Source organism: Nonomuraea sp. SBT364, assembly GCF_001083785.1.
Taxonomy (GTDB): Bacteria; Actinomycetota; Actinomycetes; order Streptosporangiales; family Streptosporangiaceae; genus Nonomuraea.
This window is the reverse complement of record NZ_LAVL01000029.1, coordinates 1-16,458: the sequence shown is the minus strand read 5'-3', so window position 1 is coordinate 16,458 and position 16,458 is coordinate 1. Positions and strand designations below refer to the sequence as shown.

The 16,458-nt window shown below is 70.8% G+C and carries 15 protein-coding genes and 1 pseudogene; 9 read left to right on the top strand and 7 right to left on the bottom strand.

Features of this window, described 5'->3' with window-relative positions; genetic code table 11:
• Positions 1 to 27: 27 nt before the first annotated feature.
• The 3 genes from ADY59_RS16165 to ADY59_RS16155 all read left to right on the top strand — a co-directional run bounded on the left by ADY59_RS16165 (position 28) and on the right by ADY59_RS16155 (position 2,416).
• A complete protein-coding gene (locus ADY59_RS16165; RefSeq protein ID WP_049562956.1) occupies positions 28 to 507 on the top strand; it encodes a tetratricopeptide repeat protein in 480 nt (159 codons plus the stop codon).
• Positions 508 to 618: 111 nt separating this feature from the next.
• Entirely contained in the window at positions 619 to 1,293 is a 675-nt protein-coding gene (locus tag ADY59_RS16160; RefSeq protein WP_063780680.1) for a VC0807 family protein, read from the top strand.
• A gap of 13 nt (positions 1,294 to 1,306) precedes the next feature.
• Positions 1,307 to 2,416, top strand: a complete 1,110-nt coding sequence (locus ADY59_RS16155; protein ID WP_049562953.1) for an aromatic ring-hydroxylating oxygenase subunit alpha — start codon at positions 1,307 to 1,309, stop codon at positions 2,414 to 2,416.
• A 268-nt stretch (positions 2,417 to 2,684) separates the two neighbouring features.
• Here ADY59_RS16155 and ADY59_RS16150 read toward each other — a convergent pair whose 3' ends face one another.
• Complete coding sequence (locus ADY59_RS16150) at positions 2,685 to 3,974, bottom strand: LCP family protein (protein ID WP_231618743.1); 1,290 nt, start codon at positions 3,972 to 3,974, stop codon at positions 2,685 to 2,687.
• 242 nt (positions 3,975 to 4,216) lie between these two features.
• Here ADY59_RS16150 and ADY59_RS16145 point away from each other — a divergent pair, with 242 nt between their 5' ends.
• Both ADY59_RS16145 and ADY59_RS16140 read left to right on the top strand, forming a co-directional pair.
• On the top strand, positions 4,217 to 4,909 hold the full coding sequence (locus tag ADY59_RS16145) for a class I SAM-dependent methyltransferase (RefSeq protein ID WP_156325536.1): 693 nt from the start codon (positions 4,217 to 4,219) through the stop codon (positions 4,907 to 4,909).
• Between the two features lie 43 nt (positions 4,910 to 4,952).
• Positions 4,953 to 6,404 (top strand): MFS transporter, encoded by a 1,452-nt coding sequence (locus ADY59_RS16140; protein ID WP_049562951.1) that lies wholly within the window; start codon positions 4,953 to 4,955, stop codon positions 6,402 to 6,404.
• On the opposite strand, the gene ADY59_RS16135 is transcribed toward ADY59_RS16140, so the two are convergent.
• The 3 genes from ADY59_RS16135 to ADY59_RS16125 all read right to left on the bottom strand — a co-directional run bounded on the left by ADY59_RS16135 (position 6,373) and on the right by ADY59_RS16125 (position 8,696).
• The gene (locus ADY59_RS16135; RefSeq protein ID WP_063780676.1) at positions 6,373 to 6,939 is read right to left on the bottom strand and encodes a hypothetical protein; all 567 of its coding nucleotides are present in this window, start codon (positions 6,937 to 6,939) and stop codon (positions 6,373 to 6,375) included. The genes ADY59_RS16140 and ADY59_RS16135 overlap by 32 nt on opposite strands.
• Positions 6,940 to 6,990: 51 nt before the next feature.
• Complete coding sequence (locus ADY59_RS16130) at positions 6,991 to 7,650, bottom strand: hypothetical protein (RefSeq protein WP_049562947.1); 660 nt, start codon at positions 7,648 to 7,650, stop codon at positions 6,991 to 6,993.
• A gap of 89 nt (positions 7,651 to 7,739) precedes the next feature.
• Positions 7,740 to 8,696, bottom strand: a complete 957-nt coding sequence (locus tag ADY59_RS16125) for a polyprenyl synthetase family protein (RefSeq protein WP_231618742.1) — start codon at positions 8,694 to 8,696, stop codon at positions 7,740 to 7,742.
• 174 nt (positions 8,697 to 8,870) lie between these two features.
• On the opposite strand from ADY59_RS16125, the gene ADY59_RS16120 reads away from it, so the two are divergent.
• Positions 8,871 to 9,824, top strand: a complete 954-nt coding sequence (locus ADY59_RS16120; RefSeq protein ID WP_049562944.1) for a serine hydrolase domain-containing protein — start codon at positions 8,871 to 8,873, stop codon at positions 9,822 to 9,824.
• A 15-nt stretch (positions 9,825 to 9,839) separates the two neighbouring features.
• Here the strand turns inward: ADY59_RS16120 and ADY59_RS16115 are convergent, their stop codons facing one another.
• Positions 9,840 to 11,297, bottom strand: a complete 1,458-nt coding sequence (locus tag ADY59_RS16115; RefSeq protein ID WP_049562942.1) for an ATP-binding protein — start codon at positions 11,295 to 11,297, stop codon at positions 9,840 to 9,842.
• A gap of 61 nt (positions 11,298 to 11,358) precedes the next feature.
• On the bottom strand, positions 11,359 to 12,222 hold the full coding sequence (locus ADY59_RS16110; protein WP_049562941.1) for a LysR substrate-binding domain-containing protein: 864 nt from the start codon (positions 12,220 to 12,222) through the stop codon (positions 11,359 to 11,361).
• A 71-nt stretch (positions 12,223 to 12,293) separates the two neighbouring features.
• Here ADY59_RS16110 and ADY59_RS16105 point away from each other — a divergent pair, with 71 nt between their 5' ends.
• Complete coding sequence (locus tag ADY59_RS16105) at positions 12,294 to 13,172, top strand: 4-hydroxy-tetrahydrodipicolinate synthase family protein (RefSeq protein WP_049562939.1); 879 nt, start codon at positions 12,294 to 12,296, stop codon at positions 13,170 to 13,172.
• Here ADY59_RS16105 and ADY59_RS16100 read toward each other — a convergent pair.
• Positions 13,134 to 14,279 carry an FAD-dependent monooxygenase gene (locus ADY59_RS16100; RefSeq protein ID WP_049562938.1) on the bottom strand — a complete coding sequence of 382 codons (1,146 nt, stop codon included), beginning with the start codon at positions 14,277 to 14,279 and terminating at the stop codon, positions 13,134 to 13,136. The two genes, ADY59_RS16105 and ADY59_RS16100, sit on opposite strands and share 39 nt — an antisense overlap.
• A gap of 50 nt (positions 14,280 to 14,329) precedes the next feature.
• On the opposite strand from ADY59_RS16100, the gene ADY59_RS16095 reads away from it, so the two are divergent.
• The gene (locus tag ADY59_RS16095; protein WP_049562936.1) at positions 14,330 to 14,812 is read left to right on the top strand and encodes a MarR family winged helix-turn-helix transcriptional regulator; all 483 of its coding nucleotides are present in this window, start codon (positions 14,330 to 14,332) and stop codon (positions 14,810 to 14,812) included.
• Positions 14,813 to 14,962: 150 nt separating this feature from the next.
• Positions 14,963 to 15,937 (top strand): annotated as a pseudogene (locus tag ADY59_RS52570) (ATP-binding cassette domain-containing protein); the annotation flags it as partial.
• Positions 15,938 to 16,458: the final 521 nt, after the last annotated feature.

The following is a 16,458-nucleotide window of genomic DNA, read 5'->3' as shown; positions in this document are numbered from 1 at the left end:
GAGTCACCATCATGCCACACTCGGTGCATGCGGTATGAGGATTTGGCGAGAGCCGTGCGGTTGCGTGAAGAAGGTAAGAAGGAGGAGGCCAGGTCGATGCTGGTCGCCCTGGCGGAGCGGCATCCGCAGGACGCGGAGATCGCCTACCAGACGGCCTGGGTGCACGACTCGCTCGGGCTCGAGGCCGAGGCGGTGCCCTACTACGAGCGGGCTCTGGCGGGTGACGGGCTGGGCGCCGCCGATCGGCTCGGCGCGCTCACCGGGCTGGGCAGCACGTTGCGGGTGCTGGGGCGGGTCGCGGAGTCGCGGGCGCTGTTCGACCGGGCGTTGGAGGAGTTCCCCGGCGCCCCGGGGTTGCGGGTGTTCCGGACGATGGCGCTCTACAACGCGGGGGAGGCGGGCGGGGCGGTCTCGGAGCTGCTCAAGCTGCTCGTCGAGGCCGGGCATGTGGGCGGTTACGAGCGCGCCGTCGCCTACTACGCGGACAACCTGGATGAAACGGTCTAGCGCGTCAATCGAAGGATGTAGCCGGGATCAGACCGTGGGCTGATGTGACGGCCGGTGATCGCGTCGTAGCGTTGGGGTGACCAATCGGGGATCGACTCGGGGGTGACCGCGATGACCGTGACGACCAGGCCGGAGGCCCGTACGGCGTCCTGGCAGGTGTTGCTGGCCATCATGCTCGTGGTCTTCGTGGCCGTGCCCGTCGCGGCCTTCTACGGGCTGCGTGCCCTGGGGGCGAGCCCGTGGCTCGCGCTCCTGGCCGGGGCCGTGGTGCCCGCGGCGGCGCTGGCCCACAAGGTGATCGCCGGCGGGCGGATCGACGGGCTCGACCGGTTCACGATCGCCACGCTGGCCCTGACCGGCGTGGGCTCGCTGCTCAGCGGTGACCCGCGGCTACTGCTGTTCAGAGACGCGCTCACCGGCGCCGTCGCGGGCGGCTGGGCGCTGGTCACCGCGGTCTCGTCCCGGCCGCTGGCGCTGGAGCTCACGCTGCAGCTCGGCGCGCCGGAGCGGGAGGCCGCCTGGCGGACGTCCCCGGCCTACCGGAGCGGCATCCGCACGATCACCGCCCTGTGGGGAGCGGGGCTGCTGCTCGACGCGGCGGTGTCGGCGGTGGTGACCAGCATGGTCCCGCCGGACCTGGTGCCGCTCGTGCGGCTGTCGGGGCTGGTCTTCGTCGCCGCCGCCGTCACCGCGGGCGTCGTCCACGCACGCCGCTTCCGCCGGCGTCACGGCCACCGCCTGGTGATCCCCGACAACGGCCGCATCGTGCTCGACTACCAGACCTGAGGGGGCACACCTTATGACCACCCAGCTCACCGCCGAGGTGCGACGGATCGCCGGCCTGCCGTTCGACGAGAGCGAGACGCTGCCGCCCGAGGCCTACACCTCGCCCGAGTTCCACGACCTGGAAGTGGAGCGGATCTTCCGCCGCGACTGGCTCTGCGTGGCCCGCGCCGACCAGCTCGCCGACCCCGGCGCCTACCTGCGGCTCGACCTGCCCGGGCGACCCATGGTCCTCACCCGGGACGAGGACGGCGCACTGCACGCGCTCTCGCGGGTCTGCCGCCACCGGTTCATGGACATCCTGCCGCCCGAGACGACCCCGGCGCAGGGCCGGCTCAAGCGCTTGACCTGCCCGTATCACACCTGGACCTACCGGCTCAACGGCGACTTCGCCGGACGGCTCGCCGGGGCGCCGCTCATGCGCGCCCCAGGCTTCGACCGCGCCGCCTGCCGCCTGGCCGCCTACCGGCTGGAGGAATGGCACGGCTTCGTCATGCTCAACCTCGACCCCGGCGCGCCACCGCTCGCCCCCGACCTGGCCGGCCTCGACGACGTGCTCGGCGGGTTCGACCTGGCGTCCTGGACGCACGCCGCGACCCTCCGCTGGGACGCGGTGCCGGCCAACTGGAAGGTCGCCCTGGAGAACGGGTCCGAAAACTACCACCACATGGGCACCCACGCCGACACGCTCGAACCCGTGGCGCCCGCCCGCGCCACCCGCGTCGACGAGTGCGACGGCCGCTGGTTCACCATGTACACGCCCGACCCGGGCGACCCCGGTTCCGGGCTGACCATCGCCGGGATCTTCCCCAACACCGTCCTGGCGTTGCAGCCGGGCTTCGCGGTGTGGGCCACCTGGTGGCCGACCGGGCCGGTGACGCACGACGCGGTCTTCCACGTCCTCGTCCCGCCGGGCGCCACCGGGCAGCCGGGCTTCCCGGCCTACCTCGATTCGCTGGTCGCCGGGCTGCGGGTGATCCAGGGCGAGGACCTGGTGGCCATCCACGGGGTCCAGCGCGGGCTGTCGGCCGACCCCGACCCGCCCGCGGGCCGCTTCTCCCACCTCGAACGGCCTCTGTGGCAGTTCCAGCGCTACCTCGCCTCCCGCCTCCTGCCCCAATCCTGAGAGTCGGACACCACAGCCCCACGGAGGCAGCGGCCTGCGGGACGAGTTCGCTAGGCGGTCGCCCAGGTTATGGGTTGGCTGGGGCGGTCTGCCTGGGGTGATGGGTTGGCTGGGGCGGCGGTCCGCTTGGGGAGGCGGGTTTGCCGGGATGGCTGCTGGGGTGACGGCCGACCCACGGACGTGCCGGGGGGATCCGCGGACGCGCCAGGGAGGCCGCGGGCGCGCCGAGGGAACCCGCGGACGTGCTGGGGAACCGGACGCGTCGGGGTCAGGCGCAGGCGCTGTCCAGGGTGAGTGGGCGTTCGGGGCTGGGGGTCGGGGGGGTGGTGCGGTGGGGGGCGGTGCCCTGGGCGGTGGTCCCGTCGGGGGCGGTGTGGCCGGTGGCGACGGTGGGGCGCTCGGACAGGACCTGCGAGACCTTGCGCCTGATGAGATGCCAGTCCGGGTCGCCGGTGCTGATGAGGGGCGGGACGAAGCTGAGGCTCCTGATGTGGGTGTCCTTGACCTTCTGCGACAGCTCGACCAGCGCCGGTAGCACGTCCTGGGGCAGGTCGGTGGAGATGGCCCGCTTGGTGGCGGTGGCGAGACCTTCGAAGCTGTTGAGCACCGTCACCGGGTCGGCCTGCTTGACCACGGCGTTGAGCAGGCACTTCTGGCGGCCCATGCGCACGTAGTCGTCGCTGTCGGTGCGGGAGCGGCCGTACCAGAGGGCTTCCTCGCCGCTCAGCTTGCGGGTGCCGGCGGGCAGCAGCCCTTCGCGGTGCCGCCCGTACACGATGGGCTCGTCTACCGTGACGCGGACGCCGCCCATGGCGTCGACGATCTCGGCGAAGCCCTTCATGTCGATCATGGCGTAGTAGCTGACCGGGATGCCGAGGATGCCGCTGACCGTCTCCTTCAGCAGCGCCGGGCCCCGGTCGCCGTCCGGCAGGCCGGGGACAGTCTCGGGGTGGTCCTCGGCGTACTGGAAGACCTCGTTGAGCAGGCCGGGCGTGGCCGCGCCCGCGCCGGTGAAGCCGTACGGGAACAGGTCGCGCGGCGGGCCGGTCGGCATCGGGACCTGCTGGAGGTTGCGCGGCAGGCCGAACAGGGTGGTGGCGCCGGTCGCGGTGTCGACGCTGGCCACGGTCATGCTGTCGGTGCGCACGCCGGGCCGGTTGGGCGCGGAGTCGGCGCCGATGAGCAGGAAGTTGACGCGCTGGGCGCCGTTCCACGGGTCCTGGGCGACGACGGGGGAGGAGTTGCCCGCGAACAGGGTGTGGACGACGTCACGCGACAGGTAGGCCAGGCGGGCGGCGTACGCGGTGGGGGCAAGGACGAGCGCGCACAGGGCGATGGCCAGGCCGGCGTTGAGCGCGCGGGCCACGGTGTGCGGGGCTGCCGGACGGACCAGCATGTAGGACCAGATGATCACGGTGGTCCAGGAGACCGCGAGGGCGGCCAGCGCGAGGGCGAGCACGGTGATCCAGCGCGGCTGGACGGCCAGCGACAGCAGGCGGGCGCTGAACGCGGTGAGCACCGTGAGGATGAAGCCCAGCATCAGGACATATATGGACATGAGCAAGAGGCCGGTCTTGTGGCGGTGTGTCGCTAGATGTGCCACGCCCCAGAGCAGGGCCGAGCCCAACGTGAGCGCGATGCTCGTGCCGGGCCCGAAACCGCGTTCCTTGCCTGTCATGCCTGGTCAAACCCCCGTTTCTGGCCAATCCCTCCCACGTTAGTGATGCTTTGCCGTTGTATGACCTGCCTTCAGGGAAGGGGCGTGCCAATATCCGGTCAAGAGATTCTTTGAGTTATAACGTGATTGTGCGTGGAAACTACGGGTTCGACGCGGCTTGGGCTCTTGCGGGGCTGCTGGCAGGCGCCGCCCTGCTGGTCGCCCTGGCGGTGCTCTCGTACGTCAACGATGTCCCGGCGGCGGCCGTCGCCTTCGTGTTCGGCGCCTGCTACACGCTCGCCAGCGTGGCCAGCCATGTCTACACGACGCGGCGTGGCAGGTTCGCCGTCTGGGAGGCGGAGATGGCGCGGCTCAAGGGGGACGAGGAACTGCTCGACCTGGGGTCCGGGCGCGGCGCGGTGCTGATGATCGCGGCCGGGCGGCTGGAGCGCGGGCGGGCCACGGGCGTCCTCTGGGGCGGGCGCGGCGAGGCCGTCGTACGGGCGAACGCCGAGGCCGAGGGCGTCTCCGACCGGGTCGAGGTGGTCACCGGCGACCCCGGTGACCTGCCGTTCGCCGACGGGTCGTACGACGTCGTGGTGTCGAACCAGGCGTTGCGCGACCTCGACGGGCGCGAGCGGGCGATCCGGGAGGCGTACCGGGTGCTGCGGCCCGGCGGGCTGCTGCTCGTCGCCGACGTCAGGCACACTCAGGCGTACGAGGCGACGTTGCGCGAGCTCGGCGCGGCCGAGGTGCGCAGGCGCGACCCCGGCTGGCGGTTCTGGTACGGCGGACCGTGGTCGGCGACCTGGTTCGTCGAGGCGCGAAAGCCGTAACCGACGGGTTTGCCGGTTGTCACGCGGGTATCGCAGTGACCTTATGAGCGACGTGGAGATCGGCACCATCAGCACCAAGGTGCCCGCCCGGCTGGACCGGCTGCCCTGGTCGCGCTGGCACTGGATGATCGTGATCGGTCTCGGCACCGTCTGGATCCTCGACGGGCTCGAGGTCACGATCGTCGGCAACCTGTCCGCCCAGCTCGCCAAGCCGGGCAGCGGCCTGGACATCACCCAGCAGCAGGTGGCCGGTGTCGCCGCCGCGCTCTACGTGGCCGGGGCGTGCTCGGGAGCGCTGTTCTTCGGCTGGCTGACGGACAAGTTCGGCAGGAAGAAGCTGTTCATCATCACGCTGATCGTCTATCTCGTGGCGACGCTGATGACCGCGTTCTCGTTCAGCGCGTGGTGGTTCTTCCTGTTCAGGTTCCTCACCGGGTTCGGCATCGGCGGCGAGTACGCGGCCATCAACTCGGCGATCGACGAGCTCATCCCCAGCAAGCACCGGGGCCGGATCGACATCCTGATCAACGGCAGCTACTGGCTGGGCGCGGCCGGTGGCGCGCTGCTGACCGTGCCGCTGCTGAACGACCTGCCCGTCAACATCGGCTGGCGGGTGGCGTTCGGGCTCGGCGTGGTGCTGGGCCTGGCGATCCTGCTGGTGCGCAGGCACGTGCCGGAGAGCCCGCGCTGGATGTTCATCCACGGGCGGGACCGGGAGGCCGAGGCGCTCGTCGACGACATCGAGCGGCAGGTCGAGCGGCAGGTCGACGGGAAGCTGCCGGAGCCGTCCGGGTCGATGACGATCCACCAGCGCAAGTCGATCGGGTTCGTCCGGATCGCGCACACCATGGTGGCGCTCTATCCCAAGCGCACCGTGCTGGGGCTGTCGCTGTTCATCGGGCAGGCGTTCCTCTACAACGCGATCACCTTCGGGTACGCGCAGATCCTGTCGACCTTCTACAACATCGACACGCACACGGGCTACTACTTCGCGGTGATCGCGGTCGGCAACTTCCTCGGGCCGCTGCTGCTCGGGCCGCTGTTCGACACCGTGGGCCGGGTGCCGATGATCTCGGCCACCTATGTCGGCTCGGGGTTGCTGCTGCTCGGCACCGCGTGGCTGTTCAACGAGGGCGTGCTCACCGCGGTCACGCTGACGGCGTGCTGGTCGGTGGTGCTGTTCGTGGCCTCGGCGGGGGCGAGCTCCGCCTATCTGACGGTCAGCGAGATCTTCCCGATGGAGACCAGGGCGATGGCCATCGCGTTCTTCTTCGCCATCGGCACCGCCGCCGGAGGCATCGCCGGGCCGCTGATCTTCGCCGAGCTGGTCTCCAGCGGTGTCCCCGGCGACACGGCGCTGGCCTTCGCGATCGGCGCCATCCTGATGATCGTCGCCGGGGTGGTGGAGCTGATCTTCGGCGTCAAGGCCGAACGGCGCGGCCTGGAGGACATCGCGGCCCCGCTCACAGCGGCCTCGACAGGCAAGGACGCATGACGCGCAGCACCTGCGTGCTGTCGGCCAGGTAGAGGTGCGGCACGTCCACGAACACCCGCATCGGGCCGAGCACCAGGCCGAGATCGCTCGCCATGCCCGCCTGGACGTCCGCGAGCGGCAGGTAGTTGAGGTAGCTGGTGAAGGCGTTCTGCGAGCGGAACGTGGCGGTCATCACCAGCGCGCCCTCCCTGATCCGGAACGCCAGCCCGATCAGGCACGGCACACAGTCGTACGGCTCGCCCGGCATGGTCAGCGAGATCCACGCGCTCTTGCTGTACGGCTTGACGCGCAGCAGGTCGGCCGCCCAGCGCAACTGCCCTTTGATCCGGGCGCCGTAGCTGTACTTGAACGGCTCCACCACCGTGTCCTGGCTGAACTTCCTGCGGTAGAGCGCCAGCCGCTCGGCGTCGCCGAAGCGCTCGACGATCGGGTCGTCCCGGCGCACCTCGGCGATCTCGAACAGCACCGACGGGCCCTCCATCACCGGCCCCCGGTCGTCGTCGGCCAGCGCTCCCTCCGTCCACACATGGCGCATCAACCAGATCCACGCCTCCCCACATGACGCCCATTCCGCAGGGCCGGGCATTCAGGTCTCCAGATTCGGGAAATCGTACGGATTGCGGGGGAGCCGGCGCCGCCGGGACACGTTGCACCGCACGTAGTAGACGGAGTAGTGCACCAGCGCCACCAGCAGGACGCCGCACAGCAGCAGGAGCACGTTCGGCTGCTGCCTGGCCAGGCCGGTCACGCCGACGGTCAGGTAGGCGGAGTTCACCAGCGACAGCACCATGACGTTCACGCCCGGCCAGGCCAGCGGCGCGTACGTCTCGGGGAAGCGCGGGTCGACCGGCAGGTTCGGCGACCAGCCGAGCTCCGGGCCGAGGCGGGGCGCGTACAGGAGGCGGAAGTTGTTGATCGCCCGGGCGGTCCTGGCGTGCGCGTTGACCGCCTCGATGAGGCGCAGGAACGGCAGCACGGCCAGCACCCCGAACGCCACCACCAGCGCGAACAGGTACCACGGCACGCCCTGCCAGGTGGTCAGGCTCTGCGGGTCGACGACCTTGGCGCTGGTGAGCGCGATCGCCGCCAGGAACGGCCCGGACAGCAGGCTCAGTGCGAGCCTGGTCATCTTCAGGCGCTCTTCCTTGGCGGCGAGGTGGACCGCGTAGATGCCGGTGAAGTCCACTGCGGCCAACTGGAGGAACTGGGCCGGACCGAGCCCGTCCGCCGGGGGTATCTTCCGCATGAGCGTGCTCCCGCATTCTCCCTTAGCCCCAGTATGAGCACACTTTTTGGGAAATGACGGGGATTCTTACCATTGGTACCAACAAATCGTCAGGGAGTGGCGGCGAAGCGCGCGATGTACGCCGACGGCAGCCCGTACAGCAGATCGGCCAGCTCCGCGTCATGGATCACCGGCAGCGCCGCCACCGCGTCGGCGGCCAGCCCCCGGCAGTACTCGACCGTGTCGCGCACCATGGTGCTCGCCCGCAGCCGGTCCAGCGCCTCCGCCACCTGCTCGGCCGTCATGCCCCTGGTCAACGTCACGTCCACACCCGACAAGAGCACCGGGAAGCTGTAGACGCCCTGGCGCAGGTCGTTGCCCACCGGCTTGCCCAGGCTCTCCTCCGAGGCGGTCAGGTCCAGCAGGTCGTCGAGGATCTGGAAGATCAGCCCGAACTTCTCCCCGTACTCCGCCATCCGCGCCCGGTCCTCCGGCGAGGCGTTCGCGCACAGCGCGCCGACCAGGCACGCCGCCCGGAACAACGCCGCCGTCTTCCCCGTGATGGACCTCAGCGCGCTCTCCTGCGTCCGCTCCCTGTTGAACAGGTCCGCCGTCTCCAGGTACTGCCCCTCGGCCAGCTCCACCACGGTCGCCGCCAGCACCTCGGCCACCGGCTTCGACACCGACGTGATCGCCGCCAGCCCCGCCTTGGCCAGCATGAAGTCACCGATCACCAGCGCCTTGTCGTCACCGACGTCGGCGTTGAGGGTACGGATTCCGCGCCGCTGGGTGGCCTGGTCCATGAGATCGTCGTGCACGAGCGAGCCGGTGTGGATCAGCTCCACGCATGCCGCTGCCGTGATCACCCTGCGGTCCGGGGCCCTGCCGAGCGCCAGGGCGGTGGCCAGTGCGAGAGCCGGACGCAGCCGCTTGCCTCCGGCCGTCACCACGTGATCGACGCCCTGCGTGATGCCGGGCAGCATCGACGAGGCGCTCAGCTTGTGGATCCGGGTCTCGACCTTGCGCAGGCCCTGGGCGATGGCGGGAGTGGTCAGCAGGTGATCCATGTGATCCAGCATGCTCGTCCGGGCCTGTGGGACCGCTGAGAGACCCTGAGCCTGCTCTCAGCCCCGGCGCTCGGCGTGCTTCCCGGAAACTCCGGCCCCTCCTGACGCGGCGAAATTGACTCTGACATCGTGTGAGGTCGTATACCAGGATGTGCCGACTCCTGGGAGGTCATCATGACAATGGCGGATCGCGTCGAGGCCGTTCTGCGCGCCGGTGAGGCGCCGAACCTGCACGGGCTGGTCGTCCTGCGGCACGGCGAGGTGCTGGTGGAGCACTACGGGGCGGGGGAGGACTACCGGCTCGGCGACGCTCTGGGGCACGTCACGTTCGACGCCACGACGCTGCACGACGTCCGGTCGGTGAGCAAGAGCGTCGTCGCCCTGCTGTACGGGATCGCGCTCAAGGACGGGCTGGTCCCGGAGCCGAGTGCCGGGCTGGTGGCGCAGTTCCCCGAATATCCGGACCTGGTGGCCGATGCGTCCCGGGCGCACCTCACCATCGAGCACGCCCTGACCATGACCCTCGGCCTCGACTGGGACGAGAGCGTCCCGTACACGAGCACCGCCAACAGCGAGCTCGCCATGGAGGCGGCGCCCGACCGCTACCGCTACGTCCTGGAACGTCCCCTCGTCGAGGAGGCCGGGAAGCGGTGGTCGTACTGCGGGGGCGCCACGACCCTGGTCGGCGGGATCATCGCGCGGGGCACCGGACAGTCGCTGGCCGAGTACGCCCGGGACGTGCTGTTCGAGCCGCTCGGGATCGGCGCGTTCGAGTGGACGACCGGGGACGACGGGGTGCCGCTGGCTCCCGCGGGGCTGCGGCTACGACCGCTGGACCTGGCGGCCATCGGCGAGCTGGTGCTGGACGGCGGCCGCGGCGTCGTGCCGGCCGACTGGCTCGACGAGGTGCTGCGGCCCCGGGTGGAGATCGGCGAGAACTTCGCGTACGGCTATCACTGGTACGTCGACACCGGCGAGCCGCGCAAGATCGGCGCGCACGGCAACGGCGGGCAGCGGCTGTTCCTGGATCCGTCGCAGGGGCTGGTGGTGGCCGTGACGGCGGGCGACTACGACGACTTCACCCAGCCCAGCACCACAGCCGTCATGAAGGCGCTCGACCCGGCCTAGGACCGCAGGCCGGCGTCAGAACGCGGCCTGGCCGGGCACGGCCCGCCAGGCGGCCAGCAGATCGTCCGGACCCCACTGCTCGACCGGAAGGCCGGGCTCGAAGCCGGACCTGGAAACGGCCACTCTGGCGGTCCGGCCGGTGACCCCCGGCACGGATTCGGCGCCCCGCGTCAGCTCGTCGTAGTCGTGCCGGTCGAATCGCCGTTGTTCGAGCCACTTGATCGAACCGACGAAATGGATGTGCTTCGCCGGCGGCGCCCGATCGGCACCGACCAGGTCTATCTCCGGGTTGTTCTGACGGTTCCACCAGCCGCCGACTTCTTCGGTGTCAGGCCATCGGTCATTTGGCAGGGCTCTGGCCATGGATTCGCGGATGATCGGCTCGACTGCGCGCCCCCGCCAGGCCGTCCAGGATCGCTCAATACGGCGCAGCGCCACGTCGGGACGCCCCCGCTCGCTGTCGGCGACGGCCTTCTGCAGGAAGGACAGCCAGAACCGCAGGTAGTGGTCGGCCACCCGGTAACGCTTGTTCTTGTCCTCGGGTTTGGTGGAGAGCGGGACTTCCGCTGCCACCACCCGCTTCTCGACGAGGGTCTTGAGGATCGGAGCCAGAGTGCCGGAGGGAAGCGCGGCGTTGTTGCCGGCCTTCTCGGCGATCTTGCCGAACGTGCGCTCGCCGGCGCCGATGACCTCCAGCACCACGCGCGCATGCGTACCGGCGGGAAACTCGCCGAGGAGAGACAGCTCCCCGGCCGCGAGGAGTGGTGACAGCGGCGAATCGAGGCTTCGGCGGAGGAAGTCGAGGCGGGACGATTCAGGCTCCCAGGACTGGACGATCTCCGGGAACCCGCCGGTGATGAGGAGTGCGTCCACGGCGTCGGCCGCTGGCAACCGGGTCATCTCGGCGACGTCGGCAAGGGACAGCGGCCGGATCGTCATACTGGCCGACCGCCCGAAGAATGGACGCCCGTACTCCTGCAGGGCTTCCATCATGGTGAGATCGCTGCCCACAAGGATCAGCAGGATCGGTTGGGCGGACAGGAAGCGATCCCAGACCGTCTGGAGCGCACCCTCGAATTCCTGATCCTGCTCGATCAGCCAGGGGACCTCGTCCAAGACCACGATGCAGGGCGAGTCCGCGGTCGCGGTGGCCAGTGCCCTGAGCGCGCCGTTCCAGTCCGCCGGTTCGGACCCCTGGACGAGCGCGGCCCCGGGAAGACCGGCACAAACGGTGGCCTCGACGAAGTCACGCCGTTCCGCTGCCGGGGCCCGGCCGCGGGTGGCCTGGAAGATGACGTACGGGAGCTTCGAGCGGTCGCAGAACTCCTGCACGAGGCGCGATTTTCCGACCCTGCGACGACCGCTCATGATCAGCGCGCGCCCTCGGGTCGTATGTCTGCCCTCGACCACGCTCCGCAGTTGGTCGTCCAGTATGCGGAGATCCGGGGCGCGTCCGCTGAACGTCGTCGCCATGGCCGCCTCCAGAAGGTCGATGACATCTTAGTAAGAACCAATCTTACTAAGACCGGATCGACTAAAGCTCGGCGATCGCCGCGTGGAACGCGGTCAGGGCGGCTCTGATCGCCGGGTGGTCGCCGTACCCGCGTCTGAAGGCGGCCAGGGTGCGGCGGCTGAGGGGGAGCGCGGTGAGGGTGACGCCGGGCGGCGGCGACAGGGCAGCGAGGCGCGGGACGAGCGCCACGCCCGCGCCGGCGGCGGCGAAGGCGAGGACGGTGTCGAAGTCGTCGATGTGGTGGCGGACGAGCGGTTCGAAGCCGGCTGCTTGGCATGCCCGGATGGTCATGGTGTGGCAGAGGGTGCCGGGCTTGCCGACGATCCACGGGTCGCCGGCCGCGTCGGCGATCGCGGCCCGGTTCGTCAGGTACATCGGCTCGCTGAACAGCGGCTCCGTCTCCAGCGACGTGTCGGTGACCGGCGGGACGAAGTCGTATTCGTGGACCAGTGCCACGTCCACCTCGCCGGCGCGCAGGGCGGCGGAGACGTCGGCGGGGTCGATCTCGGAGATCATCGGGACGACGGCGGGGTGGGCGCCGGTGAGGGCGGCGAGCGCGGGCGGGAGCAGGACGCGGGCGGCGGTGGGGAAGGCGCCGACGCGGAGCGGACCGGCGGGACCGCCCCGGACGGCGGCGAGCGCGGCGGAGGCGCGTTCGAGCTGTTCGAGTACGGCCTGGGCGTGCTCGACCAGCAGGTGTCCGGCGGGGGTCAGCGTGACGGTGCGGCCGGTGCGCTCCAGCAACGGCACGCCCGCCTCCCGTTCCAGGGTGCTGAGCTGCTGGGACACGGCCGATGGGGTGAACGCGACGGCCTCGGCGACGGCGGCGATGGTGCCGCGCCGGGACAGTTCGCGCAGAAGGTGTAGCTTGCGAGGGTCGAGCATTAGTCAAGCTTACGGTGGACGTCACGAATCATCGCTGGACCTACCGAATGTCCAGGGGCCAAGCTCGAAGCATGCTGAGTGGAATTCATGTACCGCTGATCACGCCGTTCGACGAGACGGGCGGGGTGGCGTACGACGCTGTCGAGAAGCTCGCCGGGCACGTGCTGGACCAGGGCGCGGCGGGGCTGGTGGCGCTGGGGACGACCGCCGAGGTGGCCGCGCTCGACGCCGACGAGCGGGCCGGGGTGATCGAGGTGTGCGCGCGGGTCTGCGGCGAGCGTGGGGCGCCGCTGACTGTCGGTGTCACGGGCAACGACACGCGCTCCGTGGCGCGGGCGCTGACCGAGCTGCCCGAGGGGACCGCCGCGGCGTTGGTCACAGTGCCGTACTTCCTGCGGCCGTCGGAGCGTGGGGTGATCGCGCACTTCGAGGCGCTTGCCGAGGGGACGCCGGTGCCGCTGGTGATCTACCACATTCCCTACCGGACCGGGCAGGCGGTGAGCGCCGCCACGCTGCGGCACCTGGGCGCGCACCCGATGGTCGCCGGGGTGAAGTACGCGGTCGGCGGGATCGACCAGGACACCGTGGACCTGCTCGGCGACCTGCCCGACGGGTTCGCGGTGCTGGGCGGCGACGACGTGTTCGTCTCGCCGCTGCTGGCGCTGGGCGCGTCGGGCGGCATCCTGGCCTCCGCGCATCTGGCGACCGACCGGTTCGCCGAGCTGGTCGCCGCCTGGCACGCCGGTGACGTGGCCGGGGCCAGGGCGCTCGGGCATCGGCTGGCCAGGCTCTCGGCCGCGCTGTTCACCGAGCCGAACCCCACGGTCATCAAGGGCGTCCTGCACGCCCGGGGCCTCATCCCGACCCCGGACGTGCGCCTGCCGCTGCTGCCCGCGAGCGAGCGGGCCGTCTCACAGGCTGACCTGGTGGCGGTACATCCAGGCGAGTGACTCCTGGCCGGCGCTCTTCTTCAGGAAGAACGGCATCAGCGCGTCGCGGAACACCCGCGCCACCGGCCCGGCCGCCTTGCTGTTGCTGATCGTCTTCGCGTACGCCACCACGCGCTCGACCCGCTCGCGCCGTTCGGCCTCGAACTGCCGGAACGCTGCGTCGTGGTCGTCCGCGTCACGCAGGCAGCGGGCCAGCACGATCGCGTCCTCGATCGCCAGCGAAGCGCCCTGGCCGGAGCTGGGCGAGGTGGCGTGCGCGGCGTCGCCGGTCAGCACGACCCTGCCCCGGTGCCAGACCGGCACGGGCGGCAGGTCGTGGATCGGCAGCATCGGCCCGATCTCGGCGCGCCTGACCAGCTCGCCGGAGAAGTTCGCGTCGTCCTTGAACGCCTTGACCAGGATCGGACGCCAGTCGTCCGGCACGTCCCCGAAGGCGCGCGGCAGGTTCGCGAACCACCAGGTCTCGCCCGACTCGGCCACCGAGTAGCCGAAGAACGCGCGCTTGCCGAACACCATGTGGTAGACGCCCGGCTCGCCGGTGAAGTCCTTGTCGTGGATGATCCCGCCGCCGCTGTAGAGCCCGGCGTAGCGGGGCTCGGGCGCCCCCGGGTCGAGCAGGTGCCGGGTCCGCGACCGTACTCCGTCGGCGGCGATCAGCAGGTCGCCGCCGGCCCGCGTGCCGTCCTCGAACACCGCCGTCACCTGCTCGCCGGTCTCCTCGAAGGACACCATCCGCTTGCCGTACGAGATCCGCACCCCGCGCCGGTCGGCCCCGTCGCGCATGATCCGGTAGAGGTCGGAGCGCAGGACCGTGTGGCTGACCGTGCCGTCGTCCAGGGCCAGCCCGTTGGCCACCGTGCCCAGGCGCTTGCCGGTGCCGCTCCACATGACCATGTCCGGCGTGGGGATGCCGGCCGCCATCACCTCGCGGTGCAGGCCCAGCGTGCGCAGGGCGTCGAGGCCGTTGGAGGCCAGGTTGAGGAACGAGCCGATGCCGTGCGCCGTGTCGCCGTACGCCTCGTAGATCTCCGCTTCGATACCCACCTCGTGCAGCGCCATCGCGAGGGCGGGGCCGCCGATGCCGCAGCCTATGACCAGAGCCTTCATCGTGATAACCTTTCGTTCGGTCGAACGAAATATATGACGAAGGGGCGCCGGTGTCCAGAGGTATTTCGGAGCGCCGAAAGAAATTGCTCGAAGCCCTCGGCGACGCCGGGCGGGCCAACAGCAACGCCGCCGTGATGTACCACACGGCCATGGGCGAGCGGATGGGCCTGGGGATGAGCGAGGAGAAGACGCTCGACCTGCTCCAGCGCCTCGGGCCGTTGACGGCGGGGGAGATCTCGCAGCACACCGGGCTGGCGCCCGCGTCCGTCAGCGGGCTGATCGACCGGCTGGAGGCCAAGTGGCTGGTCCGGCGCGTACGGCATCCCAAGGACCGCCGACGGGTCATCGTCGAGGTCAACCACGAGCGGATCAGCGGGTTCTGGGAGCTGTTCGAGCCGCTGGTGACAGGGCTGACCGAGCTCTACGCCGACTACTCCGACGAGGAGCTGGAGGTGATCCTGGGCTTCCTCGAACGCGCCACCGCCATCCAGGTCGCCGCCACCGCGAAGCTGACCGAGGGGAAAGGGGCTTGACTTATCCCCATTTGTGTTCTTAGATCAACGCCCTATGGGTTACTGCTTCCTGTGATGTTCGCGCCGGGCGCTTCCGCGTAGAGCCAAACGGCTCCGCCGAGCGTCCCGCTCTGTTCATGTTCGCGCGAAGAACAGGAGGTGGTGCTTCCTATGCGTACCCAACTTTCCCTATCCCAGGTCACCAAGCGTTACGACGAACACGTCGTGCTCGACCGCGTGTCGTTCACCGTCAAACCCGGCGAGAAGGCCGGCGTCATCGGCGACAACGGCTCCGGCAAGTCCACCCTGCTCAAGCTCATGGCCGGGGTGGAACGGCCGGACAACGGCGAACTCACCGTGGCCGCGCCGGGCGGCGTCGGCTACCTCCCGCAGGCGCTGGAGCTGCCGCCGGGCGCCACCGTCGGCGACGCCGTCGACCACGCGCTCGCCGACCTGCGCGACCTCGAAGCCCGCATGCGGGCCGCCGAGCAGACGCTGACCGACGACACCATGGACGCGTACGCCGCGCTCGTCGAACAGTTCGAGGCACGCGGCGGCTACGAGGCCGACGCGCGGGTCGACGCCGCACTGCACGGGCTCGGCCTGCCCGGCCTCTCCCGGGCCCGGCCCGTCGCCACGCTGTCGGGCGGCGAGCGCTCCCGGCTCGCCCTGGCCGCAACGCTCGCCTCCGCCCCCGAACTGCTGCTGCTCGACGAGCCGACCAACGACCTCGACGACCAGGCCGTGGCCTGGCTCGAACAGCACCTGCGCGGCCACCGGGGCACCGTCGTGGCCATCACCCACGACCGCGTGTTCCTGGACCGGGTCACCTCCACCATTCTGGAGGTCGACCAGGGCGCCGTCCGCCGCTACGGCAACGGCTACGGCGGCTACCTCGCCGCCAAGGCCGCCGAACGGGCCGCCCAGGCGCTCGCGCACGAGGAGTGGAAGGCCGAGCTCGCCCGGCACGCCGACCTCGTCTCCGCCAACGCCGTCCGGCTGGCCGCCATCCCGCGCAAGGTGGCCAAGGCCGGTATGGGCACCGGGGCCTGGCGCGCCCGGTCCCGCACCCACGGTGCCGCGGGGCGCATCCGCCAGTCCCACCAGCGTGCCGCCTGGCTCCGTGCCCACCCCAAGGACGGGCCGCACCGCAGGGCAAGGCCGCACCGCAGGGCAGGGCCGCACCAATGGCGGAGCACACCGCGCGACGCCAGTGCCCCCGCCGAACCGGACGCGCCTCCTGGAGGCAGCGCTCCTCCCAAGGCCGGCACACCGTCCGCAGGCGGAATCCCCAACGCAGGAGGCACGCCTGACGGCGGCGACCCTATCCCCATGGACGACGCACCTCCCGGCGCTGCACCCGCCATCGGAGGGCGCCCGCCTTGCGGCGTCGGCCCTCTCTCGGCCGACGGCGCCCAGTCCGAAGCTGGGACCCACCTCGGAGGAGGTGCCCCCCTCGAAGGCCGAGCCTGCTTGGGAGGCACCCCAACCTGCGGAGGCACCCCATCCTGCGGAGGCGGCCGGTCCCGCGGGAGCAATTCACCCTGCGGGGGCGGCCCACCCCGCGGTGGTGGTCCATCCTGCGGTGGTGGCTCACCCTGTGGGCGGCCGTTGGGAAGGTGGGCGGTCCGCGGAGCGGCCGGTGGGGGCGCCTGCCGCTGAGGGGG

Coding starts and splice junctions, on each gene's coding strand:
- ADY59_RS16135 (WP_063780676.1), bottom strand. CDS start 6,939: ATGCGCCATGTGTGGACGGAGGGAGCGCTGGCCGACGACGACCGGGGG.
- ADY59_RS16165 (WP_049562956.1), top strand. CDS start 28: ATGCGGTATGAGGATTTGGCGAGAGCCGTGCGGTTGCGTGAAGAAGGT.
- ADY59_RS16115 (WP_049562942.1), bottom strand. CDS start 11,297: ATGGCGACGACGTTCAGCGGACGCGCCCCGGATCTCCGCATACTGGAC.
- ADY59_RS16110 (WP_049562941.1), bottom strand. CDS start 12,222: ATGCTCGACCCTCGCAAGCTACACCTTCTGCGCGAACTGTCCCGGCGC.
- ADY59_RS16150 (WP_231618743.1), bottom strand. CDS start 3,974: ATGTCCATATATGTCCTGATGCTGGGCTTCATCCTCACGGTGCTCACC.
- ADY59_RS16125 (WP_231618742.1), bottom strand. CDS start 8,696: ATGGATCACCTGCTGACCACTCCCGCCATCGCCCAGGGCCTGCGCAAG.
- ADY59_RS16105 (WP_049562939.1), top strand. CDS start 12,294: ATGCTGAGTGGAATTCATGTACCGCTGATCACGCCGTTCGACGAGACG.
- ADY59_RS16100 (WP_049562938.1), bottom strand. CDS start 14,279: ATGAAGGCTCTGGTCATAGGCTGCGGCATCGGCGGCCCCGCCCTCGCG.
- ADY59_RS16140 (WP_049562951.1), top strand. CDS start 4,953: ATGAGCGACGTGGAGATCGGCACCATCAGCACCAAGGTGCCCGCCCGG.
- ADY59_RS16120 (WP_049562944.1), top strand. CDS start 8,871: ATGACAATGGCGGATCGCGTCGAGGCCGTTCTGCGCGCCGGTGAGGCG.
- ADY59_RS16160 (WP_063780680.1), top strand. CDS start 619: ATGACCGTGACGACCAGGCCGGAGGCCCGTACGGCGTCCTGGCAGGTG.
- ADY59_RS16130 (WP_049562947.1), bottom strand. CDS start 7,650: ATGCGGAAGATACCCCCGGCGGACGGGCTCGGTCCGGCCCAGTTCCTC.
- ADY59_RS16155 (WP_049562953.1), top strand. CDS start 1,307: ATGACCACCCAGCTCACCGCCGAGGTGCGACGGATCGCCGGCCTGCCG.